Origin of the sequence: Paenibacillus cellulositrophicus, assembly GCF_009363095.1 — a bacterium.
Taxonomy (GTDB): Bacteria; Bacillota; Bacilli; order Paenibacillales; family Paenibacillaceae; genus Paenibacillus_AQ; species Paenibacillus_AQ favisporus.
In genome coordinates this window covers 21,185-46,546 of the sequence record NZ_CP045296.1, presented here as the reverse complement: position 1 = coordinate 46,546, position 25,362 = coordinate 21,185, and the positions used below count along the sequence as shown (strand labels likewise).

The 25,362-nt window shown below is 55.1% G+C and carries 20 protein-coding genes and 2 pseudogenes; 6 read left to right on the top strand and 16 right to left on the bottom strand.

Features of this window, described 5'->3' with window-relative positions; translation table 11 throughout:
* Positions 1-116 precede the first annotated feature (116 nt).
* Positions 117-1,016, top strand: coding sequence for an AraC family transcriptional regulator (locus GCU45_RS30010; protein WP_152403503.1), 900 nt, complete (start codon positions 117-119; stop codon positions 1,014-1,016).
* Positions 1,017-1,066: 50 nt separating this feature from the next.
* On the opposite strand, the gene GCU45_RS30005 is transcribed toward GCU45_RS30010, so the two are convergent.
* Entirely contained in the window at positions 1,067-2,509 is a 1,443-nt protein-coding gene (locus GCU45_RS30005; protein WP_152403501.1) for a serine hydrolase domain-containing protein, read from the bottom strand.
* A 161-nt stretch (positions 2,510-2,670) separates the two neighbouring features.
* Between GCU45_RS30005 and GCU45_RS30000 the strand changes: the two genes are divergently transcribed.
* The gene (locus tag GCU45_RS30000) at positions 2,671-3,660 is read left to right on the top strand and encodes an aldo/keto reductase (protein ID WP_152403499.1); all 990 of its coding nucleotides are present in this window, start codon (positions 2,671-2,673) and stop codon (positions 3,658-3,660) included.
* Between the two features lie 187 nt (positions 3,661-3,847).
* Here the strand turns inward: GCU45_RS30000 and GCU45_RS29995 are convergent, their stop codons facing one another.
* Entirely contained in the window at positions 3,848-4,372 is a 525-nt protein-coding gene (locus tag GCU45_RS29995; protein WP_244364727.1) for a PCYCGC domain-containing protein, read from the bottom strand.
* 228 nt (positions 4,373-4,600) lie between these two features.
* On the opposite strand from GCU45_RS29995, the gene GCU45_RS29990 reads away from it, so the two are divergent.
* Entirely contained in the window at positions 4,601-4,972 is a 372-nt protein-coding gene (locus GCU45_RS29990; protein ID WP_076167400.1) for an ArsR/SmtB family transcription factor, read from the top strand.
* Positions 4,973-5,159: 187 nt separating this feature from the next.
* A complete protein-coding gene (locus GCU45_RS29985) occupies positions 5,160-6,035 on the top strand; it encodes a hypothetical protein (protein WP_152403497.1) in 876 nt (291 codons plus the stop codon).
* Positions 6,036-6,120: 85 nt separating this feature from the next.
* On the opposite strand, the gene GCU45_RS29980 is transcribed toward GCU45_RS29985, so the two are convergent.
* The 8 genes from GCU45_RS29980 to GCU45_RS29945 all read right to left on the bottom strand — a co-directional run bounded on the left by GCU45_RS29980 (position 6,121) and on the right by GCU45_RS29945 (position 18,744).
* Positions 6,121-8,370 (bottom strand): heavy metal translocating P-type ATPase, encoded by a 2,250-nt coding sequence (locus GCU45_RS29980; RefSeq protein WP_152403495.1) that lies wholly within the window; start codon positions 8,368-8,370, stop codon positions 6,121-6,123.
* Between the two features lie 178 nt (positions 8,371-8,548).
* Entirely contained in the window at positions 8,549-10,939 is a 2,391-nt protein-coding gene (locus GCU45_RS29975) for a helix-turn-helix domain-containing protein (protein WP_244364726.1), read from the bottom strand.
* A 99-nt stretch (positions 10,940-11,038) separates the two neighbouring features.
* Positions 11,039-11,917: a carbohydrate ABC transporter permease gene (locus GCU45_RS29970; protein ID WP_105443428.1), complete on the bottom strand. Its 879-nt coding sequence runs from the start codon at positions 11,915-11,917 to the stop codon at positions 11,039-11,041.
* Positions 11,918-11,930: 13 nt separating this feature from the next.
* Positions 11,931-12,875 carry an ABC transporter permease gene (locus GCU45_RS29965; protein WP_116231734.1) on the bottom strand — a complete coding sequence of 315 codons (945 nt, stop codon included), beginning with the start codon at positions 12,873-12,875 and terminating at the stop codon, positions 11,931-11,933.
* Positions 12,876-13,003: 128 nt separating this feature from the next.
* A complete protein-coding gene (locus GCU45_RS29960) occupies positions 13,004-14,629 on the bottom strand; it encodes a type 2 periplasmic-binding domain-containing protein (protein ID WP_152403493.1) in 1,626 nt (541 codons plus the stop codon).
* A gap of 187 nt (positions 14,630-14,816) precedes the next feature.
* Positions 14,817-16,550 carry an alpha-L-fucosidase gene (locus GCU45_RS29955; RefSeq protein WP_152403491.1) on the bottom strand — a complete coding sequence of 578 codons (1,734 nt, stop codon included), beginning with the start codon at positions 16,548-16,550 and terminating at the stop codon, positions 14,817-14,819.
* Positions 16,551-16,565: 15 nt separating this feature from the next.
* On the bottom strand, positions 16,566-17,753 hold the full coding sequence (locus tag GCU45_RS29950; protein ID WP_152403489.1) for a glycoside hydrolase family 88 protein: 1,188 nt from the start codon (positions 17,751-17,753) through the stop codon (positions 16,566-16,568).
* Between the two features lie 301 nt (positions 17,754-18,054).
* Positions 18,055-18,744, bottom strand: coding sequence for an ArsR/SmtB family transcription factor (locus GCU45_RS29945; RefSeq protein WP_152403488.1), 690 nt, complete (start codon positions 18,742-18,744; stop codon positions 18,055-18,057).
* A gap of 96 nt (positions 18,745-18,840) precedes the next feature.
* On the opposite strand from GCU45_RS29945, the gene GCU45_RS29940 reads away from it, so the two are divergent.
* Positions 18,841-19,455, top strand: coding sequence for a flavin reductase family protein (locus GCU45_RS29940; protein WP_152403486.1), 615 nt, complete (start codon positions 18,841-18,843; stop codon positions 19,453-19,455).
* Positions 19,456-19,583: 128 nt separating this feature from the next.
* Here GCU45_RS29940 and GCU45_RS29935 read toward each other — a convergent pair whose 3' ends face one another.
* Together GCU45_RS29935 and GCU45_RS34345 are read right to left on the bottom strand one after the other, a co-directional pair.
* Positions 19,584-19,997: a rhodanese-like domain-containing protein gene (locus GCU45_RS29935; RefSeq protein WP_152403484.1), complete on the bottom strand. Its 414-nt coding sequence runs from the start codon at positions 19,995-19,997 to the stop codon at positions 19,584-19,586.
* A gap of 178 nt (positions 19,998-20,175) precedes the next feature.
* A pseudogene (locus tag GCU45_RS34345) lies at positions 20,176-20,289 on the bottom strand (AraC family transcriptional regulator); the annotation flags it as partial.
* Positions 20,290-20,291: 2 nt separating this feature from the next.
* On the opposite strand from GCU45_RS34345, the pseudogene GCU45_RS29925 reads away from it, so the two are divergent.
* Positions 20,292-20,633, top strand: a pseudogene (locus GCU45_RS29925) (glycoside hydrolase family 88 protein); the annotation flags it as partial.
* Between the two features lie 154 nt (positions 20,634-20,787).
* Here the strand turns inward: GCU45_RS29925 and GCU45_RS29920 are convergent.
* The 4 genes from GCU45_RS29920 to GCU45_RS29905 form a co-directional block, all read right to left on the bottom strand.
* Positions 20,788-22,719: an FtsX-like permease family protein gene (locus tag GCU45_RS29920; RefSeq protein WP_152403482.1), complete on the bottom strand. Its 1,932-nt coding sequence runs from the start codon at positions 22,717-22,719 to the stop codon at positions 20,788-20,790.
* On the bottom strand, positions 22,694-23,467 hold the full coding sequence (locus GCU45_RS29915; RefSeq protein WP_425281317.1) for an ABC transporter ATP-binding protein: 774 nt from the start codon (positions 23,465-23,467) through the stop codon (positions 22,694-22,696). Before GCU45_RS29915 ends, GCU45_RS29920 begins: the two co-directional genes overlap by 26 nt.
* Before the next feature lie 182 nt (positions 23,468-23,649).
* Entirely contained in the window at positions 23,650-24,657 is a 1,008-nt protein-coding gene (locus GCU45_RS29910) for a sensor histidine kinase (RefSeq protein WP_152403479.1), read from the bottom strand.
* A complete protein-coding gene (locus GCU45_RS29905; RefSeq protein WP_152403477.1) occupies positions 24,654-25,358 on the bottom strand; it encodes a response regulator transcription factor in 705 nt (234 codons plus the stop codon). Before GCU45_RS29905 ends, GCU45_RS29910 begins: the two co-directional genes overlap by 4 nt.
* Between the last annotated feature and the right edge of the window lie 4 nt (positions 25,359-25,362).

Sequence of the window (25,362 nt, the reverse complement as noted above, 5' to 3'; positions counted from 1 at the left end):
TGAATGACAAATCGTGAATACGCCTTCATTATAGGGATAACGGACACCTGACGTCTTTGCCGGATTGGAACCTGTTTTTGTCGGATTCGGACACGAATGGATGAGGAGGACTTGAAATGGATCATCTCGTCTGGGGAGCCGCCCTGTCTAAACTGCATTCAACCGTCGGAGAGCTAACCGAAGAGGATTTATGCATCCGCATACATTATTGGGGAGCCCTTGCGGAGCACCGGAGCAACTTAGAGCATAAGCATTCTTTTTTTGAAATGTGTTATGTCGCGGGCGGTGAAGGAACGTATGTGGATGAAGGCCGGATCCATCCGTTAGCAAAAGGAACGCTGTTCATTTCCAATCCCTACCGCATGCACCGTATTGAAAGCACAGGGATGCAGCTCATATGGCTCGCCTTCGATGTGGATGCCGGGCGCACCTCAGCGCCCTGGAACGGTCAATTTGCACGGCTGGCGCAGTCGGACTGCTATATTCTTCACGGAGCTGAAAACAGCCCGGCCGTCCTGCTCTGGAAAGCGATTATGCAAGCGGCCGCCGAACTGGATACCGCCCGATTTCCGCTGGACCGGCTGGTACTTGTGCTTGTGGCTGCGCTGCCGCAAACCTTTACGCCGGACCGCCAGCAGCACAAGCCGACGCTGCCTCCGCCCCGCTCCGCTTCACTGAGGCAGGCGCTCCAATTCATCCGTGATAACCTGGAGTCGCCGCTAAAGCTGGAAGATGTGGCGCGGTATTTTCATATATCGGGAAGACATCTGGCCCGTTTGTTCCAGAAGGAGCTCAAAATGACCTTCACGGCATACGTCCGCCAGGAAAGGATCCGGCTAGCGGCGTACCTTCTGCGCGAGACGGACCGCTCCGTCAAGGAAATCGCCGACCTAACGGGATTCGGCTCCGTTCACTATTTTACCAGGATGTTCTCGGCTGCCGCCGGCATTCCCCCGGCCGCTTACCGGATCGCGCCACAGCAAAAAGGCATGCCCTTCGAAGAGGAGCATGCCTGATTTCAAAATGTGTTCATAGGCGTAACATTTGTACGGTTACTACGCGGGCTTCACGCTCTCCCGGTAATGGGCGGAGCCTCATTGGGACCAAAGGATACATTGATCCGATGATCCAGCACGACGGAGTCTTCCGGTTCAAACCGGATGCCCGTCGTAATATGGAACGGTGTTTCAATGAAGCGGATGCTCAGCTCCAGCGTATCCGGGGACTTCCATGTAAAGCTTGACACATTTGCGGTCTCGCGGGGCATGATCAGATCAGACGTGCCTTCCAGCCATTTCCCGCGTCCCAAAGGCAATGCAAAATGCTTCCCGCCGGTCTCATACAGGTCAACCACCGCCTGATCGGCCTCGAAACGGACCGAAATCCGGCTCCAGTTCATGTCGTTGTCGTCCAGCACATAGTTTTTGCCGCTGACGGCGGATTCTAATTCCGGTTGAATGCTGTACGCGAGCGGAGCAAGCTGCAGGCTGCGGATCCGTTCCTGCAATCGGTCCTGCGTTTCTTCGTTCAGCGGGAGCTCCTCTCCGGCCATCGCTGGCAGCAGACGCTCCCAGACGGCGTTCATCACTTCCTGCATCTGGTTCGTTCCGCTCGTGACAGCAAGCACCGCCTCCTGCTCCGGCATGACGATGCAGAACTGGCCGAAGGCTCCGTCTCCGCGGTAGGCGCCGTGCCGGCATCTCCAGAATTGGTAGCCGTATCCCTGCGCCCAGTCGCTTTCCCCGCCGTCTCCGTTGGAGATCTGCTTCGAGGTCGCCTCCTCTACCCACGCTTCCGGAATCAGCTGACTGCCGTTCCATGCCCCTCGCTGCAAAAACAGCTGGCCGAACTTGGCGATGTCTTCCGTCGTGATGCTCAGTCCGAAACCTCCAGTGTTGATTCCCCGCGGACAGGACTCCCAAGTGGGGTTGTGAATGCCCAGCGGCTCAAACAGCCGCTTCTGCAAAAATTGAAGCAGCGTCTGCCCGGTCACGGATTGCAGAATGGCCGACAGCATATAGGTTGCACCCGTGTTGTACACAAAATGGGTGCCGGGCGTATGCTCCACCGGAGCCGCGAGAAAGGCCTTGGCCCAATTCCCGTCCGTGCAGCGGTCAATGGCCCCCATCGTATCCTGGTCATTCCCCGTGCCCATCATCAGCAGATGCCGGATGTTCATGGCAGCCAAATTCGGGCTGACTTCCTCCGGCAAGTCGTCCGGGAAGAACGTAACGACCTTGTCTTCCAAAGACAGCAGACCCTCGTGCACCGCGAGGCCGATGGCTGTGGAAGTAAAGCTCTTGCTCAGCGAAAACAGCATGTGCGGCAGCTCCGGGGCATAAGGCCCCCACCAGCCTTCCGCAGCCACCTGTCCGCGGCGAAGGAGCATAAAGCTGTGCAGCTCAATGCCCTTGGCCTGTACCTCGTCCAGAAAATCAAGGATGGCCGCCCCGGGAATGCCCAGCGCTTCCGGTCTGCTTCTTGGTAATTGCAGGCTTGTATTTTCCATGGTTTCACACCCCTTTCGTTACAAACGTACCGCAGCCACATAGCAATTTCAAGCATTTTGTTTCCGCTTACAATCGGATTCCTTTATCGCCTTGCGTTGACCCTGTCCTGCTGTGCTATTATAATCCCTGATACCAAATCAAGATGGGAGGCTGACATGTCATGAAGTACCGCAGATTGGGCGGCACAGGCTTGGAAGTATCTAATCTTTGCCTGGGCACGATGGCTTTTGGAAGATGGATCGATGACGAAGCGCCGGTGCGGATCCTGGATCATGCGATCGATCAGGGAATTAATTTTATCGACACCGCCAACTATTACGGCAAGGGGCAGGATGCCGACGTTCCGCACGGAACAGGCGAAAGCGAGGACATTATCGGCCGTGCCCTGAAGGGCAGACGGGATCAGGTCGTTCTGGCGACGAAAGTGGGCATCCGGTCGGGGTTCGGGAAAAATGACAGCGGCCTGTCGCGGACCCATATTTTGCGCGAAGTCGATAAGTCGCTGCAGCGCCTTCAGACGGATTACATCGACCTGTACCAGGTACATATTTTCGACCCGCACACGCCGCTGGAAGAAACGCTGCGGGCTCTGGACGACCTTGTTCGCCAGGGAAAAGTAAGGTACATCGGCTGCTCCAATTATGCCGCCTGGCAGATTGCCAAAGCGCATGCGATCAGCGAGCGGATGAACCTCGAAAAGTTCATTTCCGTGCAGCCGCAGTACAACCTGCTCTCCCGGGAAATCGAACAGGAACTTCTGCCGTTCTGCACCTCGGAGGACGTCGGCGTAATGGTATACAGTCCGATGGCCCGCGGAATGCTCTCCGGCAAGTACAAAGCGCCAGGGGATGCTCCGCCGGAGAGCCGTGCCGCCAGCGGGGAAAAGCCGCTGCAGCAGTATTTTACCGAGCGGAATTATGAGCTTGTCAAAAAATACGCGGTGCTTGCCGGTCATTACGAAGTCAACCTTTCCCAATACGCACTGTCGTGGGTGCTTAATCAGCCCGCGGTCACAGCCGCCATCATCGGTGCCAGCAAAGTGCATCACGTGACGGATGCCGCGCAGATCAGCGACTGGTCCTGGACGCCGGAAATGCAGCGGGAAGCAAGTGATGTCCGCAGTTCTACGGATGAATCACAGCCTCATTAAAAAACAGTCCCGGCCGAATAAATTGGCCGGGACTGTTTTTTGTCATGCTCACTCGCGCGCCTGTCAACGGGTGGCGATTATACCTAGGCACGTTCGGGCTCCCATTCGGCATTCAGCACATATGTTGCCCGTATTTTGGTATGATGGTCCGGATCCGGCGCTGCCGGAATGCAGATCCCTATCCCCGCTATACTTCCGGCGTTGGCGTCGGCGCCGCGTATTTCCCGTTGGAATACGTCTGGTCGATGATGCTGCGGATCTCTTTCACGCTTTTGCCCTCTTTGACCAGCGAAGCTGCCGTAAGCGCCGTCTCGACGCACACGCCGCAGCGGGTGCCGTGATCGTCCCATACCACGCTTCCGTCCGGGTTGACTTCTTTTATAAAGCAGTTCAAATTGCTTTTGTGGCCTGCACTTTCCCCGCATCCGCAGTAACATGGAATTTGGCTGAGCACTTCCTTTACCCCGGCTGCCGCCATATAGGCCGTTCTGACGGTATCGTTCGCCGGCTGCAGAAACGAAGGAAGCTGCTCCTTCCCGCCGGTCGTCTCCTGTAGATCGCCGTTTGCGGCCATCTGCTGGTGTGCGCCGTGATCGTGCTGCATCGTCTGCTCCGCCGAATCCGGGCCGCCCTTATCCGAGCAGCCGGATACCAGCAGCCCTCCCAGGACGATTCCGAGCACAGACAGCCTTGCCTTACTGCCCATCATCATGTATCTCCCCTTTGATTGTTGTCCATTTTACATAGTATACCATGCCGCCTGCCGGATATATAAATACGGATGACTTCGCAGCCAGTCACGGTGCCTGATCATGTCAGATCCGAGTACTGGCGGGGGCATGGACATTTTCTTAACAGTAATTATTCCGTTTAAGGTGCCGTTTTGATATAATACAGGTATCTAACCTTTATTCCGGATTTTCACAGAAAGGTGATTGCCATGGAACAGTCCATCCATCCGTCCCAGGAATGCGACGCAACCTGCACGGGCTCAGACAATGAATTGGGCAAAATCAAAGAAGCGCTGATCGATGATCAAGCTGCCTCGCAGGTCGCCGATTGGTTTAAAGCCTTTAGTGATCCCACGCGGGTCAAGCTGATCGACGCGCTGCTGCAAAGAGAACTGTGCGTGCATGACCTGACCACCCTGCTCGGCATGGGCCAATCCGCGGTGTCCCACCAGCTGAGGTATTTGCGCAATTTGCGGATCGTCAAACGCCGCAAGGAAGGCAAAACGGCCTATTACTCGCTTGACGATACGCACATCGAACAGATTTTCCTTCAGACGCTGCAGCATACCCAGCATGGATAAATATTATTAACCCAAGACCCTCTGCCTTTGGCGGAAGGGTCTTTTCTTTTTTTGCTTTCGCGGCCAACCGAACCATCCGCCCCCCCCCCCCCCCCTCATTTTTTCCTGAGAAGAAACCAAGGGTTGCCGGCTCCAATAAAGGTCAATGCTGATAACAAGTAATCCATTGATCAGGAGGCAGCTCCATATGAACAGAATGAACAGAAGCCTGCTATCCGTTTTTCTCTTTCTCTCGGTAGCCTTATATACCGGATGGAGCTTTGTATGGCCTGCAGGAGTGGCTGATGCAGAACGTGCCGATACGTTCTTCGGCCCTGATTCTATTCAACAACCTAAGGTTGTTAACGGGAGCGACGGCCAAACCGGGCAGGACCCTTCCTTGGATCCGTCCCTTTTATCGGCAATGCTGCTGGCAAAGGATCCCGTACAAGCCGCGGTGCAGTTTTCCAGGACCCAATGGCTAGACGGAAGCATGAATAACAGCCCGGACGTCGTCATTCTGGCCGATCCCCAGGATAAACCAGGCGCACTTGCGGCAAGCCGTCTTCTGCTTTTTGCAAAGAACGGAACCATGCTGTTTACAGGCAGATATGTAACACCGGAGGCCACCCTAATCGAGCTTGTCCGGCTTCGTCCTTCCGGTCTTGCTTCGCAAAGCGGAGTGCAGGTGATTGCTGCGGGCGACATACATCAGCGGGTTATCGATCAGCTCCGCAGACTGGGCCTCCGCACCGAGCGAATTCAGGCCGCGGCGCCAGAAGCTCTGGCGGGAGCGGTGGATGCTTATACGGCACAGATGTCCGGCAAACATAACCGAGCCGTGATCATGCTCCCCTTGGATCAGAAGCCATTCTCCTCCTCTATGCTCCACCTTTTGCAGGAAAAAGAGGGCTCCCTCCTTTTTGTAAAGCGGTTTTTCATTCCAAGGGAAACCCTTCAGGCGTTAGAACAGCGAAACGGCGGTTCAAATATCTACATTCCAGGTTCGCTGGAAGCGGTCTCCAAACAGGTGGAGCGTAGGCTGCAGCGTTATGGAGAAGTGACAAGAATATCGGGGGACTAGCAGGAGCTCCTCGAACGGCAGCGGGCGGCACCGCATGCAGCGGACCGCCCGTTATTTTGTACACCACAGCTTTGGAATTGTTTCATTATTTCAGCTTCAGCACCCGCATCGCATTTAAGACGGCCAGCAGAGTGACGCCGACATCGGAGAAGACGGCTTCCCACATCGTTGCGATGCCAAAGGCTCCAAGCAGCAGGAAGATCCCTTTGACTGCCAGCGCAAAAACGATGTTCTGCCATACGATTTGGCGCGTACGCCCCGCAATGCCAAGCGCGGTGACGATCTTGGACGGCTCATCGGTCATAATGACGATATCCGCCGCCTCGATGGCAGCGTCCGATCCCAGGCCGCCCATCGCGATCCCCACGTCGGCTCTCGCCAGCACCGGCGTATCGTTCATGCCGTCCCCGACAAAAGCGATTTTTTCCTTGGGCTGCTTCAACCGGCTCAGCCGTTCCATATGCTCTACCTTATCCTGTGGAAGAAGCTCGGCATGCACCTCGTTGACGCCAAGCAGCTTCCCGACCTTCTCCGCCACCGGGCGTGCATCGCCTGTCAGCATAACCGTCTGTTTGCCCCGCTGCTGAAGCGCGCCGACCGCCTGCGCAGCATCTTCCTTCACCTCGTCCGAGATGAGCAGATAACCGGCGTATTCTCCGTTCACGGCCACATATACGACGGTGCCCGGCGCATCCGGCTGCTGAGCCGCAATGCCTTCCTCCTTGAGCAGCTTTGCGTTGCCGGCCAATACTTCCACGCCGTCCAATTTCACGTGAACACCGTGTCCCGCAGCTTCATTGTAGTCCTGTATGCGTGACGCATCTATTTCTTTCCCGTAGGCTTCCCTGATCGATTCGGCAATGGGATGGCTCGAATGAAGTTCGGCGAAGGCTGCAAATTCCAGCAGCTGTTCAGGGCTGATTCCGTCGTGGGTCGGGCGGGTTTCGGTCACCCGGAACGTCCCTTTGGTCAGCGTGCCGGTCTTGTCGAACACGACGTACTTCACATCATTCAAGGCTTCCAGGTAATTGCTCCCTTTGACCAGGATGCCCGCCTTCGAAGCGGCCCCGATCCCTCCAAAAAATCCGAGCGGAATCGATACGACCAGCGCGCAGGGACACGAAATGACGAGAAAGATCAGCGCCCGGTAGATCCAGTCGGAGAACGTCGCGCCGCTCACCACGAGCGGGGGTACGAGCGCAAGAAGCAGGGCGACGATAACGACGACCGGCGTATACAAACGGGCGAATTTCGTGATGAAGTTCTCGGTAGGGGCTTTGTTGCTGCTGGCGTTTTGGACGAGGTCCAAAATTTTGGCCGCGGTGGACTCCCCATAAATCTTGGTCACCTCGATCGTAAGGACGCCATTTTTGTTGATGAATCCGCTCAGCACCTCATCGCCCGCTTCCAGCTCACGCGGCACGGACTCGCCGGTCAGCGCCGAAGTGTCCGCCATCGACCGTCCCTCGGTCACTTTGCCGTCGAGCGGGATCTTCTCTCCCGGTTTGACGATGATCAAATCGCCGACCTGGACTTCCTCCGGCGTCACCTGTTTCGTTCCGTCCCCTGTCTTCAGGTTCGCATAATCCGGCCGGAGATCCATCATGGCGCTGATGGATTTGCGCGAACGGTTAACCGCGATGCCCTGGAACATTTCGCCGATCTGGTAGAAGAGCATGACGGCAACCCCTTCGGGATACTGTCCTACGCAGAACGCCCCAATCGTCGCAACCGACATCAGGAAGTACTCGTCAAACACCTGGCCCCTAAGGATGTTGCGGAGCGCCTGCAGAACGATGTCTCCTCCGGTAATGAGATAGGCCACCAGAAACATGGCGAGCTCGGCCCACCCCGTGACCGGCAGCAGCATCGCGGCTGCCGTGATCACCGCCCCTGCAGCCAGGCGGATCGACATGACACGGATGCCGGAACTGCCGTGATCATGCGAATGACCGTGATCATGGCCGTGGGCATGATCATGCGAATGACCGCCCGCTCCGTGGTCATGACCTTCGTGGGAATGACCGTGATCATGCGCGTACCCATCATGATGATGGCCGCGGGACCTTTGCGGATGATTTCCTGCCGCTTTCGGAACCAGCTCACGCACGCTGACATGCGGCTCTAATTTTTTGACTTTCTTCGTAATCTCCGATATCAGCTGGCCTTGATCTTCTGAGGATTCAAAAGTCAGCGTCTGCTTGACGAAATTTACTGAGCAGGAAGAAATCCCGTCCATCTTCCGGACTCCATCCTCGATCTTCATGGCACAGTTTGCACAATCCAAGCCTTCGAGCAGCAGCTCGCGCTTCACCTTAGAGACGGCTTCAGTCATCTAAATGCCTCCGATCCAATCACGAATATAATATGAGCATATATTCATATATAAACTTGTTAAGCACATTATATTCAGGGATGGAGAAGAATGTCAACCAGCTTTTCCGGGCTTTTCCACCAATGATGGAGAAAAACGAAAAAAAGGCAGAGGCTGTTCCCCTGCCTTTTCTTGCAGCTCACCCGGTCTCATCCGAGACGCACGACATCATCAGCTCCCGGTATTTCCCCGGCGTGACGCCCTCGATCTTTTTAAAAGCCCGGATAAAGACAACGTCGCTCGTATACCCGACCAATTGCGCGATTTGGGCGTTTGTGAATTCCTTGTCAGCCATATGGCGTTTGGCAAGCTCAATCCGTTTCTTTGCGATATGGTCGCTGAGATTGATCCCGCTCTGTTTTTTGTAAAAGGTCGAGACATACTGCGGCGTCATGTCGAAGTGATCCGCCACCATGCCAAGCCCCATGTTCGAATCGGTGAAATGCTCATCCACGAACTGATCCATGTCCTGCAGAAGCTGGGCGCTATGGCCGCTCTTGTCCGCAACCATGCTCTCCGCCAAAATTTCATACAGCCGCTTCATCCGTTTGTGCATTCCTTCGGCCGTTTCATAGGAGAAGATGTCCTTCACCAGATCGATATCGGGTCCGAGAATGTCATTCTGGTCCATGCCCGTGGCGTTCATAATTTTTAAATATGTACTGGTGATGTTAAAGAACAGGCATTTCCCGTATTCCGGCGTGATGCTGCCCGACTCGAAATTCATCGCGTAAATCGTGTCCAGCAGCTGCAGGGCATGGTCGGCGTCACCGCTCCTTACGAAATTAATCAGCTGTACCTCAATATCGACCGGGTAGTAATAATGGGAGTGCACATCCGTAATGTCCTGAAAAAAGATGATCGTCCCGCCGCCCTTAACAATCCGGAATTCCAGGGCAGACGCCGCTTCCGCATAGCTCTCGCTGATGCTCTTCGCACCGCTGTGAGGCAGGCCCACCGCTACGGTAACATCGATCTTGAAGCGTTCCTCGATCATGCCTTTGAGCGCTGTGGCCAGCTCACGGGTCACCTTCTCGCCACCCTCGGCCTGTTCCGCGGCAAAGTTGCACACGATCGCTACCCGGTCCCGGTCCAGCTCAACGGCAAACGCCTTGTGCGGATACTCGATCAGATCCGTGCCAATATTGGATACGATAAAACGGGCAAGCGCCCACTGCTCCTCGCTCGGCTCCGCGTTGAACCTTGCGATGCTGTCCAATTGGACGACCATGACCGAGAAATCGTCACTGACGAACGTAATATCCATAAACCGCAGCGACTGGCCGCCTTCCCGGGACGCGTCGACATCCATCTGCCCCCGGAGCAGGCGCAGCAGGAAGTTGGAGCGGATGACGGGCGTCTGCTGGGCGAGCAGGCTGCGTAAATTTTTTTCGGTATGCAGGGAGCCTTCAATGGACTGCAGGATCAGCTCGTATTCGTTGACCTTCGGCCTTCCGCTCCATTCACTGCCCCTGAGAATGGCATTGACCGTTTTACGCAGCGGACTGTAATTTCGGTAAGCGAAGATGAAGGCTGCGGTCAGTCCCACGGCCAGACAAAGGGCGAACAGGATCAGCGCCCACTGCTTGATCAGAATGATCTGCTGCATAAAGACGCTTTTCGGCGTAACGAGAACGTATTTCCATCCTTCTTTTTCCGATGAGGTATACGATACCATTTTCTGATCGCCATTAATCGTTTGGTTGAACAACCCGCCGGTCCCGGTGATCCGGGACAACAATTCGCCCGGCAGCGGCTGGCGGTCCGTCGCCATGATCGTGCGGCCGTCCGAATTCACGATGTAGATCGAGCTGTCGCTCGCGGATTCAATCTGGGCAAACATTTCCTTAATCTGACTTTCGTCGATCAGAATGACGAAGGTCCCCGTAATATCGCGCCGGTCCCGCCCCGGAAGCGACTGGGCGAAGGTGATGACGTTCAGCGGCGTTTTCTCGATACTCTGCATCGGATCATACTCGGCGGTCCGGAGCAGCGTGGCCGATGGAAGGTAATCCATCGTATGGAAGCTTGTGAGCATGCTTTCCCGCCAGCGGTCGTAACTCATGCCCTGATAGCTGTAATACATATCGTAAAATTTGTGCGAATCGGTGAGAAGCCCGGGCCTCAGCACCAGATCGCTGTTGCGGAAATAGACATAGTAATCCAGGATAAAGTTCGTCAGGCACCCCTGTCTTGACATGGTGTTCCGCATAAATTCGATGAACTGGTACCGGTCGGGACCGCCTGCATCCTGGTCCAGTTTAAGCAAATACTCCAGCTTCGGATCGAAAATGATCTGCTGCGCCAGCTTTTGCACTTCGCTTAATTTGCTGTCCAGGGACAGCTTGAGCTGCTCCAGCATCGCTTGATTGGAACGGTTGGCACCGCTTTCCAAACTTGCTTCGACTTTGGTGTACAAGAAGGCTCCCATCGAGACCGGGATGAGCAGCAGAACCAGATTGGAAATCAGCATCGTCATCCACACGCTTCGCAGATGACCGATTCCAAGCGGACGAAGCAGCCGTTTCACCAAGCATTCCCCCTACCTTGTTCATGTATCGACCGACATGCGCATCAATGAAACTTGTATGTTCATTATAATGCAAGGGACAGGGCTCCGGGCAGTTTTTTATTCCTTGATGGCGCCGATCAGCACCCCTTTGACGAAATACTTCTGTAAGAACGGATACAGGCAGATAATCGGCAGGGTCGACACGATGATGGTGGCATATTTGATTGTTTCGCCGATCGCATACTTGTCGTCCGCAGCCACACCGGTGGACATGGAATCGGTGGAATTGGCGATGAGGATTTCGCGCAAAACGAGCTGCAGCGGGTACATCGTCCGGTCACGCAAATACACCAGCGCCGGAAAATACGAGTTCCAATGCCCAACCGCATACCAAAGAATCATGACCGCGATGACCGGCATCGACAGCGGAATGACGATCCGGAACAGAATGGTCATCTCGCCGGCTCCGTCGATTTTGGCCGATTCTTCGAGCGACACGGGTACGCCCTGGAACGCCGTCCGCATAATAATCAGGTTAAACGTGGAGATCGCTCCCGGGATCAGCAGCGCCCAAGGCGTATTCATCATGCCGAGTTTGCCGACGAGGATGTACGTCGGGATCAGTCCGCCGCTGAACACCATAGTCAGGACGATCGCAAACATCATCAGGTTTTTAAAATACAGGTTCCGACGCGACAGCACATAAGCCCCCAGAGCCGTCATAAACAGGTTAATGGCCGTTCCTGCGGCTACATAAAACAGCGTATTCCGGTACCCGCTTGTGATCATCGGGTTCTTGAAGACGGCTTTGTAAGCCTCGAAGTTAAATCCGAGCGGGCGCAGGAGGATGCCCCGGTGCTGGATAAAGCTCGCCGCGTCGCTCAATGAAGCGAATAATACATACAGGAACGGGTACAGTGTAACGAAGCAGAGCAGCAGCATCAGCAGCGTATTGATCACGCCGAATACCTTTTCGCCGTTCGTTTGTGCAATCATCGGATGATCCCTCCTACCACAGTTTGTTTTCGGACACGCGCTTGCTGATGGCATTTGCCGACACGATCAGAATCAGGCTGATGACGGAATTGAACAGGCCGACCGCCGCGGTAAAGCTGTAGCTCGCCTCCAAAATCCCTTTTCGGTATACATAAGTGGAAATGACATCGGCCGTTTCGTAAGTCAGCGGATTGTACAGCAGAAGCACCTTCTCGCTGCCTACCGACAGCATGTGCCCCATATTCAGAATGAGCATGATGACAATCGTGGGCATGATGCCCGGTATGGTGATATGGAACGTTTGTCTCCAGCGGCTTGCGCCGTCGATTTTGGCCGCCTCATACAGCGTCGGGTCGATATTGGCGATCGATGCCAAATAGATGATGGAGCCCCAGCCGATGCCCTGCCAGATGCCGGACGATACGAAAATAAAACGGAACCAGCCGGCCTCCTTCAGAAAATCGATCGGATCGACGCCGATGAACCCCAGCAGCTGATTGATCAATCCGTCACGGCTTAGGAAGTCAAACATCATCCCCGCGACCACGACAATCGAAATGAAGTGTGGTAAATAGGAGATCGTCTGCACGAATCGCTTGAACGCCATTTTGCGGATCTCGTTCAGCAGCAGCGCCAGCAGGATCGCCGCCGGAAAACCAAACAGCAGATCATAGAAGTTGATGAGGACCGTATTGCGGATGAGCCTCCAGAAATAAATGCCGTTAAAAAAGCTGTCAAAATGCTTGAAACCGACCCATGGGCTTCCCCAGATCCCTTGTGCCGGTGAGTAATCCTTAAAGGCGATCAGGAGACCGTACATCGGTCCGTAATGAAAGATCAAGTAATACGCAATGACGGGGAGCGCCATGAGATAAATGATCCAGTTGCGGCGGAGATCCTTACGGATGGTTTGCCCCGTGGTTAGATCGGTCCGGCTGCGCAGCGGGCGCTTCTTCATCAGTTTCTTATCGGTTACCTGCCACATGTAACCCCCTGCCTTTCCTGCGGAATGTGGTGTTGGAACAAGGGGCGAGCCGGGAAGCGGACATCCCCTGCCCGGCATCTTCGCCGCCTTATGCTTTTTGATTAACGCTTATTGAACCGGTCTAGGGCGGACTGCTGGATTTTGATTGCGTCGTTAATGCCCATCGCCTCGATTTTCTTCACGTACTTATCGAAGTTGTCGATCGGCTCCGCGCCCATAATGAATTTGAGGAACATCTCGTCCTTATACGTGTTGATGTCCGTCATGATCGAAGCGAATTGGGAGCTCTCGTCCTTGGTCGGCGTCACGAGCGGCATTTTGCGTTCCCCGGTCGGCTGGGACCATACGGTCAAGGCATCCTTCTGGTTCGGGAGGGCCAAATACTGCATCTGGAATTCATCGCTGAGCACGAACGGAGCGCTCCACGTCGAACGGTTATGCTTTGCAAAGGATTGCTGAAGGCTGACGCCGCTCGGCGGGTTCAGCACCTCCGGCAGGAAGACCGGCTTGCCTTCCTTCATCGTGTACGCTTCACCCTCTTTGCCGTAGTTGAACAGGAGATTGCCCTGTTCTCCATAAGCATAGTCCAGCCACTTGACCGTTTCGGTCGGGTTCGTGTTGCTGGTCGAGATGGCGGCGCCGATGCCGTTCGTGGCGAAATCCTTTTGCCCCCAAATCGGCTTATCGCCTTTGTTCAGTACCGGATACGGGGCGGCCACCAGATTGAATTTCGGATCCTTATCCTTCATCAGGTTGGCGTATTTGCCGATGCCGCCGCCGTTATACGTTGGAGCGGCTCCCAACTGGTTGCCGGTCATTTTGGCATCGAACAGCTTGTCGTTCGGAGCGGCGAAATCCTTGTCGAGCAGCCCTTCCTTATACCATTGGTTCATCGTAGCCAGGAATTCCTTGTACTCGGGCTGGATCGGTCCGTATTTGACGCTGTTGTCGATCTGGTAGAAGCCGTAGTTGATGCCCCATGCGCCAAGGAAAGGCGCATCCGTGCCGATATCGTCCTTCGTAAAATACAGCGGAATTTCATCGGCTTTCCCGTTGCCGTTCGGATCCTTCTCCTTAAACGCCTTGAGCACTTCATGCCATTCGTCGATCGTCGTCGGCATCTGAAGGCCGAGCTTATCGAGCCAATCCTTGCGGATCGACGGGCCATAGAAGACACGGACCTTATCACCGCCGCGGAAGAACGGGAACATATAGAGGCTTCCGTCGTCGGTGGTCACCTGCTTTTTCCAGTCGGGATGCTCATCCAGCAGTTTTTTCAAATTCGGTGCATATTGGTCGATCAAATCGTTCAGCTTAATAATTTTGTTGTCCTGGATCGCCTTCTCGGGTCCCCCCGGATACCCGATCCATGACGTTTCGATCACATCCGGCAGTTTCTCGGAGACCATCATGAGGTTGAACTGCTCCTGAGCCTGGGTGGAGTCGGTCGGCGGATGCTGGAAGTCCACTTTAACGCCAGTAATCCGTTCCAGTTCCTTATACATGCCCATTTCCGCGTACGTTTTCATTTGGGCGGCTGCAGCAGGGTGCATGCTGACCCAATAGGTCAGGTGGGTTAATTTTTCCGGTTCGGCTGTTTTTCCGCTAGTGGACGCCTCCCCTTTCGGCTGATCGTTCCCCGAGGTGCCGCCGCAGGCCGCAAGCGACAGAACCAGGGCGGCTGCAAGCACCGCAGTACCCCATTTTTTAGCTGCTTTTTTTCTCATGTAAGCGCCTCCTTTTTGAAATAAATCCAGTTGACCGGACTCTGATTTAATGTGAAGCTGCCGGTACCCAAAGTATAGGGAACCTGCCTGTTCCCGTGATACTGCCGCTTTGAAAGGAGCGCAGTATTTTCGTAAGATGACGGACTGATTTTTTTAATGCTGCCTTAACTTTTCTTCATCCGGGCGGCTAATCCTGGACCCGCACAAGCCTTACGGCACGCAGCTTTACCGCGTCGGCATGCCAAATTTCCGTGAATTTGGGAGAAGGGTCCTTCAGTTTGGAAGAACGGAGCGTCAGCCTATGGATTCCGGGCTCCAGCCACGTCACTTGGCCCAATCGGGACCGTATCGGGATGTAGGGATGCTGGCATGATGGAGAATCCGGATCCTCCCCGTCTTCCGCCGGATCGGTAACCAGGCAGCTTCCATCCGTCTCCAAGACGACCGGTTCCGGATACAGCCCGGGCCAATCCTGGTCGTGCCGCTTGAAGCTGATCAGCATCAGTTCATAGGTGCCCGGCTGAACTAGCTTGAAGGTCCACTCCGCCTGCCGCAGCGCCGGAATCCCCGCTGCCTCGTCTTCCTCCCTGACAAGGGTTACGCTCGCTTGGGGGACATCCAGCTGCAGCCGGCCGCCGTCAAGCTGCGTTAACGTCCGGTCGAAATCAGGCTCTCCGGCCATTTCCAGGGCAATAACCGTCACATGCTCGTCAGCCGGTTCGGTTGGAAGCTCCACCTTGAGCACATGCAGATCGAGCCCCTCGTCAACCGATTGCCTGAACGCAAGTTCTTTTTTCTCTGGATCGGCCAGGCAGTATATACGTGATACCTCGCCGCGGATGCCGTGCATCACCAAGCTGTCCGCAGGCCATTTGTCGTTATGAACGAGCACATACACTCGTCCCGGGCGGGTTGTCACCGCTCCAAATTCCAGCTCGGCCGGAAACGGGCTGCCTTCGGTACCGTAAATGGCGTCGCTATTCCGCCGCGTCCATTCTCCGACCTCCCGCAGACGTTCTGCGGACAGCTCCGGAATCGTCCCTTCCGGCGTTGGACCGACGTTCAAGAGCAGGTTGCCGCCCTTGCCGATGACATTCACCAGCTTCTTGATCACCGCCTCCGCACTCTTCCAAACCTGGTCCCGGTCCGTGTAGCCCCATGACTGGTTCAGGGTCATCGGCGTTTCCCACGGGCGCTGATCTTCACCGCTCATTCCTATCTCGTTATCGCCCTTGGAGACATAATCGCCCATGCCGATGAAGTGCGACACCCTGGAATTAATGAGGCAGTCCGGCTGCAGACCTTTCACAAAGGCTACGATATCGCGGCTGTCCGCTTCCGATAACCCGCCCGCCGTATCAAACCAGAGCAGGCCGACCGGCCCGTAGGATGTTAGCAGCTCCTTCAGCTGCGGCTTCGCCTTGCCTTCCCAGTATTCAGGAAAGTGCTTCTCTGGCAGATTGTAATCCCAGGTGTTGTTACACTCTTTGTGCAGCGAATGGGGATGGTGCCAGTCAATCACATGCGAATAGTAAAAGCAGAGTACGATTCCCGCCTCGCGGCAAGCCTCGGCAAGCTCCTTCAATGGATCGCGCCCAAACGGCGTCGCGTCCACGATATTAAAGGGATCGGCCTTGGAATGGAACATCGCAAACCCGTCATGATGCTTGGCCGTGATAACGATATATTTCATCCCTGCGTCTTTGGCCAGCTGTACCCAGGCCGAGGCATCAAACTGCTGCGGATTAAAATCCCCGGCCAGCTTCTCGTACTCGCGGACGGGGATCTTGTCGGCGTACATGACCCATTCGCCCTTGGCCAGCGCTGCGTACAGTCCCCAGTGGATGAACATGCCAAACCTCGCATCCGTCCACCATGCCGTGGCCGGATCGCTTCTCTTGTGCACTTCTTGCTCTCCCATACGTGTTGCCCCCTTCTACCAATACGGCTTCCAGTCCCGGGTTACGCGAACCAGTGCCTCGTACATGTAATAGTCGCCCCAGATGCAGCACTCGTCGACGCCGTTTCCGCCCGGCTTGCTGTATACCGCGTGCAGCAGAATGCCGTTCGACTCCGACACGTGCCAGGTCATATAATGATCGATCAGGGATTTCAAAATCCGCAGCGCGGCATTTTCGTACAGCCGTTTCAGCGGATCGGTCAGCGGCAGATGCTCCGCGGTCTCGATCAGGCCGCAGACCGCAATCGCGGCAGCGGAGCTGTCCCGCTCTTCATCCCCTTCTGTAAATACGAGATCCCAGTAGCATACCTCGTCCTGCGGAAGCCGGTTCAGAAAGTAATTCGCCAGCCTGGACGTCAACTGCAGGTACCTGTCATCGCCGGTGTAACGGTAGGAGAGCGGGAAGCCGTAAATCCCCCACGCCTGTCCGCGCGACCAGCATGAATCGTCCGCATGCCCCTGCGCGGTGGAGCCGTACTTTGGCTGTCCCGATGCGATATCCATATAAAAGGTGTGATAACTGGACGCATCCTCCCGAATGAGGTGCTCCGCCGATTTCCGGGCGTGCGACTCGGCCGCAGCCTTATATTTGGGGTTACCGGTGACGTCCGATGCCCAGTACAGCAGCGGCAGATTCATGAGGCAGTCAATGATGATCCTCCCCTGCTGCCTGGGATCCTGGAGATTTCCCCAAGCCTGGATGATCCCCGCCTTGTCCCAGTAACGCTCCATCAGAAGATCCGCTGCCTGAACGGCGAGCGTCTTGGCCTCTTCGCTGCCGGTCAGCTTGTAGGATGCCACGCAGGACAGCGTATAAAGGAATCCTAAGTCATGCGTGTCCGTATAGCGCCGTTCCTCCACCCTCCTGCGGTAGCTGTCCAGTTGGCCTTCCGCGGCTGCGCGGTACTTGGCATCGCCGGTCGTTTCGTAAGCGAGCCACAACATCCCGGTCCAGAATGCCGGCGTCCACTCCGTGTTTCCAGTCTGCCGGTATACCAGATTCGTGCTGGCCTCCGACGGAAACGTGTCCTGAAATGTCTGGAGATTCCGGTCCACCTGGCGCCGAATAAACTCCATAGCCTCCAAGCACCTTTCCCGCGTAAGCCCGGAGTCCTCCTTATACCTCCCTGAATTCTTGATGTCCTCGTCCTTCACCTGCTTCATCGCTGCCACCCTCCATGATTGTTGAAATTGGCGTTCGTCATGAACTGAATTGTAAACAGGCCATGCAATCTCCACAATCGCCGTTATTCGTGGTAACACTGCCGTTTTTTCTGGTTGCAGCAGGATATGAAAATTCGTCGGTCTCCGAAAAAAACGTCAGGAAAGTCTTCAAGCCGGGATCGAAACCGATGTCTACAAGGTCTACAAACCTGCAGCGGCATCGAGCCGAGCACGAAAAAAACGACCCGGCTGCGACGGCTCGTGAAAGCTCTGCAATACACGGATCGTTTGAAGTTCAGGGTCAGGGGATCTCGATATGAAAAGTTGCCCGCAATCCGCGGGATCCTTCGTCGGTAATGTGCAGCGCCCGCGTTCCTTCCATGCGCCGCAGCCATCGCAGCTCGAGCAGCCGCTCAAGCATCGCGCTGCCCAAGGAGCCGGCCAAATGCGGCGTGCGCTCGCTCCAATCGAGGCATTTGCTGCAGAAGCTGCGCCGCTTTTTCCGGACCGCTTCCACATCGATGCCCATATGTTCGAAGAAGGCGCCCCCTTCCCCGGTAACAGCAAAGGCGTCCGCTTCCTCGCGGATGACGCCGGCTTCGATCATCGCGTCCCTCAGGCGGATGCCAAGGTCTCCGGCGACATGATCGTAACAGGTTCTCGCCCGCCGCAGGTGGCGGTTTTCCTCGGATTGCCTCAGCGACTTGATCTCAACCGGCGGCGCAAGCAACAGCAGCGTCTCCACCACCGCAGCCACATCATGGCTCTTCAAACCGTAATACCGGTGCCTTCCCTGCTTATGCATGGCGATCATCCCCGCTTCTTCCAGCTTGGCCAAATGGTAACTCGCCGTCTGCGGCTTGATTCCCGCCATATAAGCCAGCTCGCTCGCCGGATGGAACCGTCCGTCCATCATGGCGGTCAGCATCGCCGCACGCGAAGGATCGCTGATCATGGCCGCGGGATGAGCCGCAATCGGTCCTGCCTTCATCCTGCCCCCTCCTTTGCATTCCACATTTCGATGATCATTGTAATATGAACCGGTTACAATGTTCAAGTACATATCAACAAGGAGGCGTTTTGCCATATGACTGCAGCAGACCCGCAAACCCGTGCCATCACCCCGAAAATTTTATATTACGGCATGCCTGTCATCCTGATCACCACGCGTAACGAAGACCACACAACCAATATCAGCCCGATCTCTTCTTCCTTTGCGCTGGGGGACAACATCGTCCTGGGCATTTCAACGAGCAGCAAAGCTTATGATAATTTGAACCTTCACCCGGAATGCGTCATCAATCTTCCTTCCGCCCCGCTGTGGGAGAACGTGGAGCGAATCGCCCCTTATACCGGGAGGACTGTTGTCCCTGAGTTCAAGGAAGCCATGGGGTTTACGCACGAAAAGAATAAGTTCGCCGCAGGCGGCTTCACCCCCGTCGATTCCGAGGCCGTGCAGCCATCGCGCATATCCGAATGCCCGCTCCAGATTGAAGCACAGGTTCAGCGGATGACGGTGCCGGAATACGATCCGTTCTTCGCGATCGTGGAAACCCGTGCCGTCCGGGTCCATGCCCATGACGACATCCTTATTGGAGAACATCATATCGACCCCCGGCGCTGGAATCCGCTCATTTACAATTTTCGTCACTACTTCGGTCTGGGAGATCCGTTGGGAGCGACCTTCCGGTCGGAAACGTGAGCCCTTTTTGCCACCATGTTTATTCAACCGGATATCTCTAAACAAAAAAAACCCTCAAAGACGCACTGTCTTTGAGGGCTTGCCGGCTGAAATTCTAACGTATGCCTGCGTTTATTGCTTATTTCCTATCAGCGGCAGCAATCGGAGCAGCATACCGCCGTCCCCGTCTGGCCCTGGCGGTTCTTCCGTCCCGGCTCATCCTTGATGATATACAACTGACGGAAGCCGACCCGTTTCAAGAATCGGGCCGCCTGTTTGCTCTGCCGACTGCTGCCGCCCAGAATCACAACCGGCTCGGAGGTGGAGAGCTCCTTTTTCCAAAGATACGGCAGCCGGCCCAGCGAAATATTGACCGTGCCATTCTCATGCTCCCGCAAATAATCCACCGGATCTCTCACGTCCAGCATTTTGATGTCTTCCTGATCCCTGGCGATGACCTTCAAATCGTCGGGACGGATGGGCGTAAGACCATGGACAGGCAGGATATTCCGGAGCAGCCATACTCCAATGACGATAACGGCTGCCAGCAACAACCAAATCATCCGCTTTCCTCCCTGGTTATATTGTAGCGAGGGATCATGTCCTTAGCCCTTCACAGCAGCATAGTGCTGCCATACAGCAAAAGGCGCTAATCGGACAAGCATCCATTAACATTTTCTATAAGTCATTAACAAATTTGATTATAACCCCGGGAAGGAAATTGTCAATGCAGGATCATGTTTATTTTCCCTTTCTATAATATAAAGGCGCATGTCCCGTAACCGATTTGAACACCCGGCCAAAATGCGTAACGCTCCCGAAACCCACCTTCCTGGCAATAAGATTTACCCTCAACTTCAGGCTTATGGTACCAGGTTGTCGACAAGGGCGACCGTCCGGACAACTGGCTGGAAAGTTCCTGTACCGCCCTGTATGTACACGCCATTGCCAAAGCGGTGCGGTGCGGTTATTTGGACGAAAGTTATCTAGAGTACGCCTGGAAAGGATACCAGGGCGTCATCGACACGCTGAAATTTGACGAGAACGGCCGCGTGATCATCGGTCAAATCTGCATCGGGACAGGCATTGGGGACTACGCCCACTACATTGCCCGTCCTACGAGCGAGAACGACCTCCACGGCGCCGGCGCTTTTATTCTGATGTGCACGGAAATGAACTTGGCAAAGCAAGCAGACTGAGGGCTCACCCGGAGCAAGCCGATCCCGCGCCCAAATCGTTTGAGTCCGTTACTTGGTACGGACCTCAGCTCAGCCATGATTTTCCGGACTTCGAGTTTATGAAAAAAACCGCCTCCACACCGGATGTACCGGAAGGGAGACGGTTTTCTTAATTTTACACCATCACACGCTTGAGCTTGTGAACGTAACGCGAGCGTACGATCAGGAAGTATACCATCTGGACAATAACAAAAGCGATCGAAGCGAGCAGAACGGATGAATTCACTTCCCCGACTCCGAAGTCCTTACGGACGGCATTCAGCACGACGAGCGTCTGTATGACCGACACTACGATCGGAACGAAGAACAAGGCGGCGATCTGCAGCGTTGCGGCGCGGCTCATTTCCTGGATTTTCAGCCCGATTTTGGACATCGACTGGTACATCCGCTGATCTTGCGTCAGCTCATGGTGCAGCTTGAAATACAGGAAGCTCGCAGAGGAAATGGACAGAACCGCCGTAATGAAAATACCGGCAAAGCTCATCATCGCAAAGGACTGCCTCAGCGAGTAGTAATCCCCGCCCCGGGCGCTGATGATGTTTTCGGATTGGCCGCTCAATTCCCTGTCGATCCCCTCCTGCTTCAGCTTCATGCCAATGCTGATTTCTGGATTTCCCTCCGCTGGAACGGTGCCTGTCGACCATTCGGGAATCAAATACACGATACTGCCCTGAATCCGGTATGACTCCGGTCCAGAGGACAGGAGCTTTTTGTGCGCCTGAAATTCATCATCCGAAATAACCAGAATATCCGAGAGTGTAGGCGACACGTTCACGGCAGGCTTGATCGTATCGGTGATGTCCAGCTTGGCTTTCGTATCCCGCAGCGTAATCTTCCTGAGGTCGTACCAATCCGGACGCTCCCTTGATACCTCCGTGGCAGGGATGACATGCACCGCCTGATGGTAATCCAGCTTGCCAACCTTCGGTGCACCGACGGCTTCTGCCAGTTGATTGTACATGGACTGCGGCATAACCGAGACTGAAGAGGTTCTATCTTCCACCACGCTAAAATATTGCTCCGTACGAATCGTCTGATAGGTAATGCCTTGACGGCTCAGCGATTGCTCGATCAGCGCCAAATCACCCTTCAAGCTTGTGTCATCATACACCAAAAGCCGGATGGCATACGGATTCGCCCTGTAATTATCTTTATTCGTCTCGTTGATGGACATCACAAACGCGACACTCATGCAGGAAATAGCAGTGACGACCGTCACCATGAACAGCACTCTCGCATTGTCTTTCATTTTATAGGCCATTTCCGAAATCCAGATCAGGTTCGTCCCCTTCCACACCCACCTGCGGCTGCGCTTCAAGAGACGCATGACGAGCACGGTAATTTGCGTGAAAAAGAAATACGTCCCCGCAATCCCGGTCACAGCCGCGAGAACGAGATTCACCCGGAGTGACATATAGCCGGCGGCCAGAAGGGCGATCCCGAATAAGGAAATCAGGATGGACGCCTTCGGCTCGGTTTTCGGCCGATTCGACCCCTGAAGCAGATGCAGGACGTGATTGCGGCGGATCAGGATCAGCGTAAACGCCGAAATAGCGATGAACAGCAGGGCGAACGCGGCCACCGTCAGCAGCACCGCTTTGACCGGTAGGTACAGCCCCAGCTTCTCCATGCCCACAACCTTTGCGCTCAGCAGCAGGAATAGCTTGGACAGAATGAGGCCGCAGCCGATCCCGGTCACAATGGATGATGCGCCGATGATCATATTTTCGATGAAGACCAGGCGGCTGATCTGGCCCTGCTCCGCCCCCAGAATCGTCAGGATGCCGAACTCCTTGTTTCTTGCCTTCAGGAAAGCCCCGATCGAGTAGAGCACAAACAGAAATGAAAAAATGTAAATGATGTACTCCATAATCAGCATGACCAGCATCGTCGTGTGTCCAAGCTCGGTCTTGTTGATGTCCGGATGGAAAATAAACAAGGCATACGTAAAAAACACCATCACCATAAAGCTGCTGCTGAGATAGTAAGCGAAATAAGCCCTGGCGTTGCGCTTGACGTTGTTAAACGCGAATTGAGGAAAGCTCATGTGCGTTACCTCCCAGGAAAGACAGCATCTCGATGATCTTTTGGAAAAAGGCCTGCCGGCTCTCTCCCCGGTGAATTTCTCCCGACAGCTCGCCGTCCTTGATGAAAACCACCCGGTGGCAGTAGCTTGCGGCCTGGGGGTCATGCGTTACCAGCATCATCGTCACGCGGTCGGCGACGTTCAGCTTCTCCATCGTCTCCATCACGTTGCGGGAGGATGCGGAATCCAGCGCCCCTGTCGGCTCATCGGCGAGCAGCAGGGACGGCGAAGGGATGATTGCCCGCGCGATGGCGGCACGCTGCCGCTGTCCACCGGAAATCTCATAAGTGCGTTTGTTTAAAATATCGGTAATGCCAAGCTTGTCTGCAATCAGCGTTAGCCGCGCTTCAATATCCGACAGCTTGACCCGGTCCAGCGTCAGCGGAAGCACGATGTTTTCGGCCACGGTAAGGGTATCCAGCAGGTTGAAGTCCTGGAAAACAAAGCCCAGCTGGCGCCGGCGGAATCCCGCCAGTTCCTTCTTTTTCAGCTTGTGGGGATTCTGCCCGTTGATCAGCACCTCCCCGGAGCTTGGGGCATCGATCGTGGACACCATGTTCAGCAGCGTCGTTTTGCCGCTTCCCGAGGGCCCCATAATGCCGACAAATTCGCCTTGCTTGATCGTCAGCTGAATATTGGTTAATGCGCGGGTGGTTACTTTGCCCGGATAGACTTTGCTCAGGCCGGTCACTTTCAAAATATCCGTCACAGGAATGCTCCTTTCTTGTCTGTCTTCTGTGATACCTCTACTGTAAAGCATCACCCGCAGCCGAAACTATGGATTCGTCTTACGCCAATCTTAAACCTTCGTAAGGATATGTTCGGGGTCCCGCACCGCAAAAAAGGACGCCAAGACATTTCATCAAAGCGTCCTCTCTCCCTCTGCGATTGTTAGACAGATGGCCGTAACAGCCGCGCATCAAAAATGAACCTTACCGTCGTCCCCTGTTCGGGAGCCGAATCGATTTCTACGCGGTGACCGAGCCGGCTGCACACCTCGCGGACCAGATACAGACCCATTCCCGTCGATTCGTGGTAGTTACGGCCCGTACCTCCCGTGTAATAAGGCTCAAATACCCGCCCCAAATCCTCGGGCCGGATACCCACACCTTGATCCGTGATTTCCAGCACCGTTTCGCCTTCGCGGCGGCTGGCCGCAAACACTACGCGCTCACCGCGGCCGGCCGAATACGTGACAGCATTCGTGATCACTTGACCCAGCATAAAATGAAGCCACTTGGCGTCTGAGTAGACGGCCAGCTCCTCATCGATCCGGATGTCCGGTACAAGACGATTGCGGATGAACCAGCGCCGGTTGTCGGCCACAGCCTCCTGGACGGCGGACCGGAGCGGAATGGCATCGACCCGAAAGTCATGCTCAAACCGGTCCAGCCGGGATGTATACAGTGCCATCTCCAATCCCTTGCGCAGCTTGTCCAGCTCCTCCTGAAGGCTGCCCTCAACCTCGTCGTCCAAATCCATATCCTGCAGTGTCAGCTGGATGACCGAGAGCGGCGTCTTCATTTGGTGCACCCACCGGTTGATAAAAGCGGTGTGAAGCGCAAGCCGCTGCCTCGTATCATAGAGCTCATTCTGATACAACTGAAATTGATTCTCCAGCAGCTCATGCAGCGCATCGGCGAGCGGGGTCTCCCCGATTTCGTTCTGGGACTGGTCCAGCGTCCCGGCCGGCTCCGACAACCGCTGGTATAAGCGGCGGTGGCTCAAATACCTGTAGGTTAAATAAACGGATAGTAGAACCGTAATCAGGACGGCGCTGTACAAGGAGATGGAGACGGAATGCGTATCCGATCCCAGCCAAAACAGCGTTCCGACCAGGATGATCTGCACGAGGTATACGATCAGAAGCGGGATGTGCTCTTTCAAAAACAGCCTCACGGCGTCTCCTCTCCCGTAGTACGGAGCACATAGCCGGCTCCGCGCACCGTTTCGATCCGCTCCTCCATGTCCAGCTCCTTCAGCTTCTTGCGCAGCCGGGTCATATAGACGTTCAGCGTGTTGTCATCGACAAAGTGATGATCTTCCCACAGCAGATCCAGCAGGCGGTTGCGGCTGACGACGCGGCCGGCCCGGTTCATCAGCGCTTCAATCAGCATCGATTCCTTCTGTGTCAGCTCCACACTGGCGCCGGCCGAAGACAGAATAAACCGTTCCGGATACAGCGTCAGTCCGCCCGACTCCTCTACTTTGCGCTCCTCCTGCCTGCCGGAGTAAGAGCCGTAGGCACGGCGAAGGCTGCTGCGGATTTTGGCCATCACTACTTCATAAGCAAAAGGCTTCGTTATATAATCGTCCGCCCCGTTCTCCAGCGCCATCACCTGGTCCATTTCACTGTCGCGCGCCGAAATGAACAGCACCGGGCATGTGGACACATGCCGGATCTGCCGGCACCAATAAAAGCCGTCAAACTTCGGAAGATTGACGTCCAGCAGAACGAGATGCGGCTGGAAAGATTCAAACCGTTCCATCACCCGGTCGAAATCCTCCAGCACCGCCGCCTCATACCCATATTTCTCCACATGCGCCTTCAGCATGGATGAGATTTTGGCGTCATCTTCGATAATGAATATACGAAACAAAACA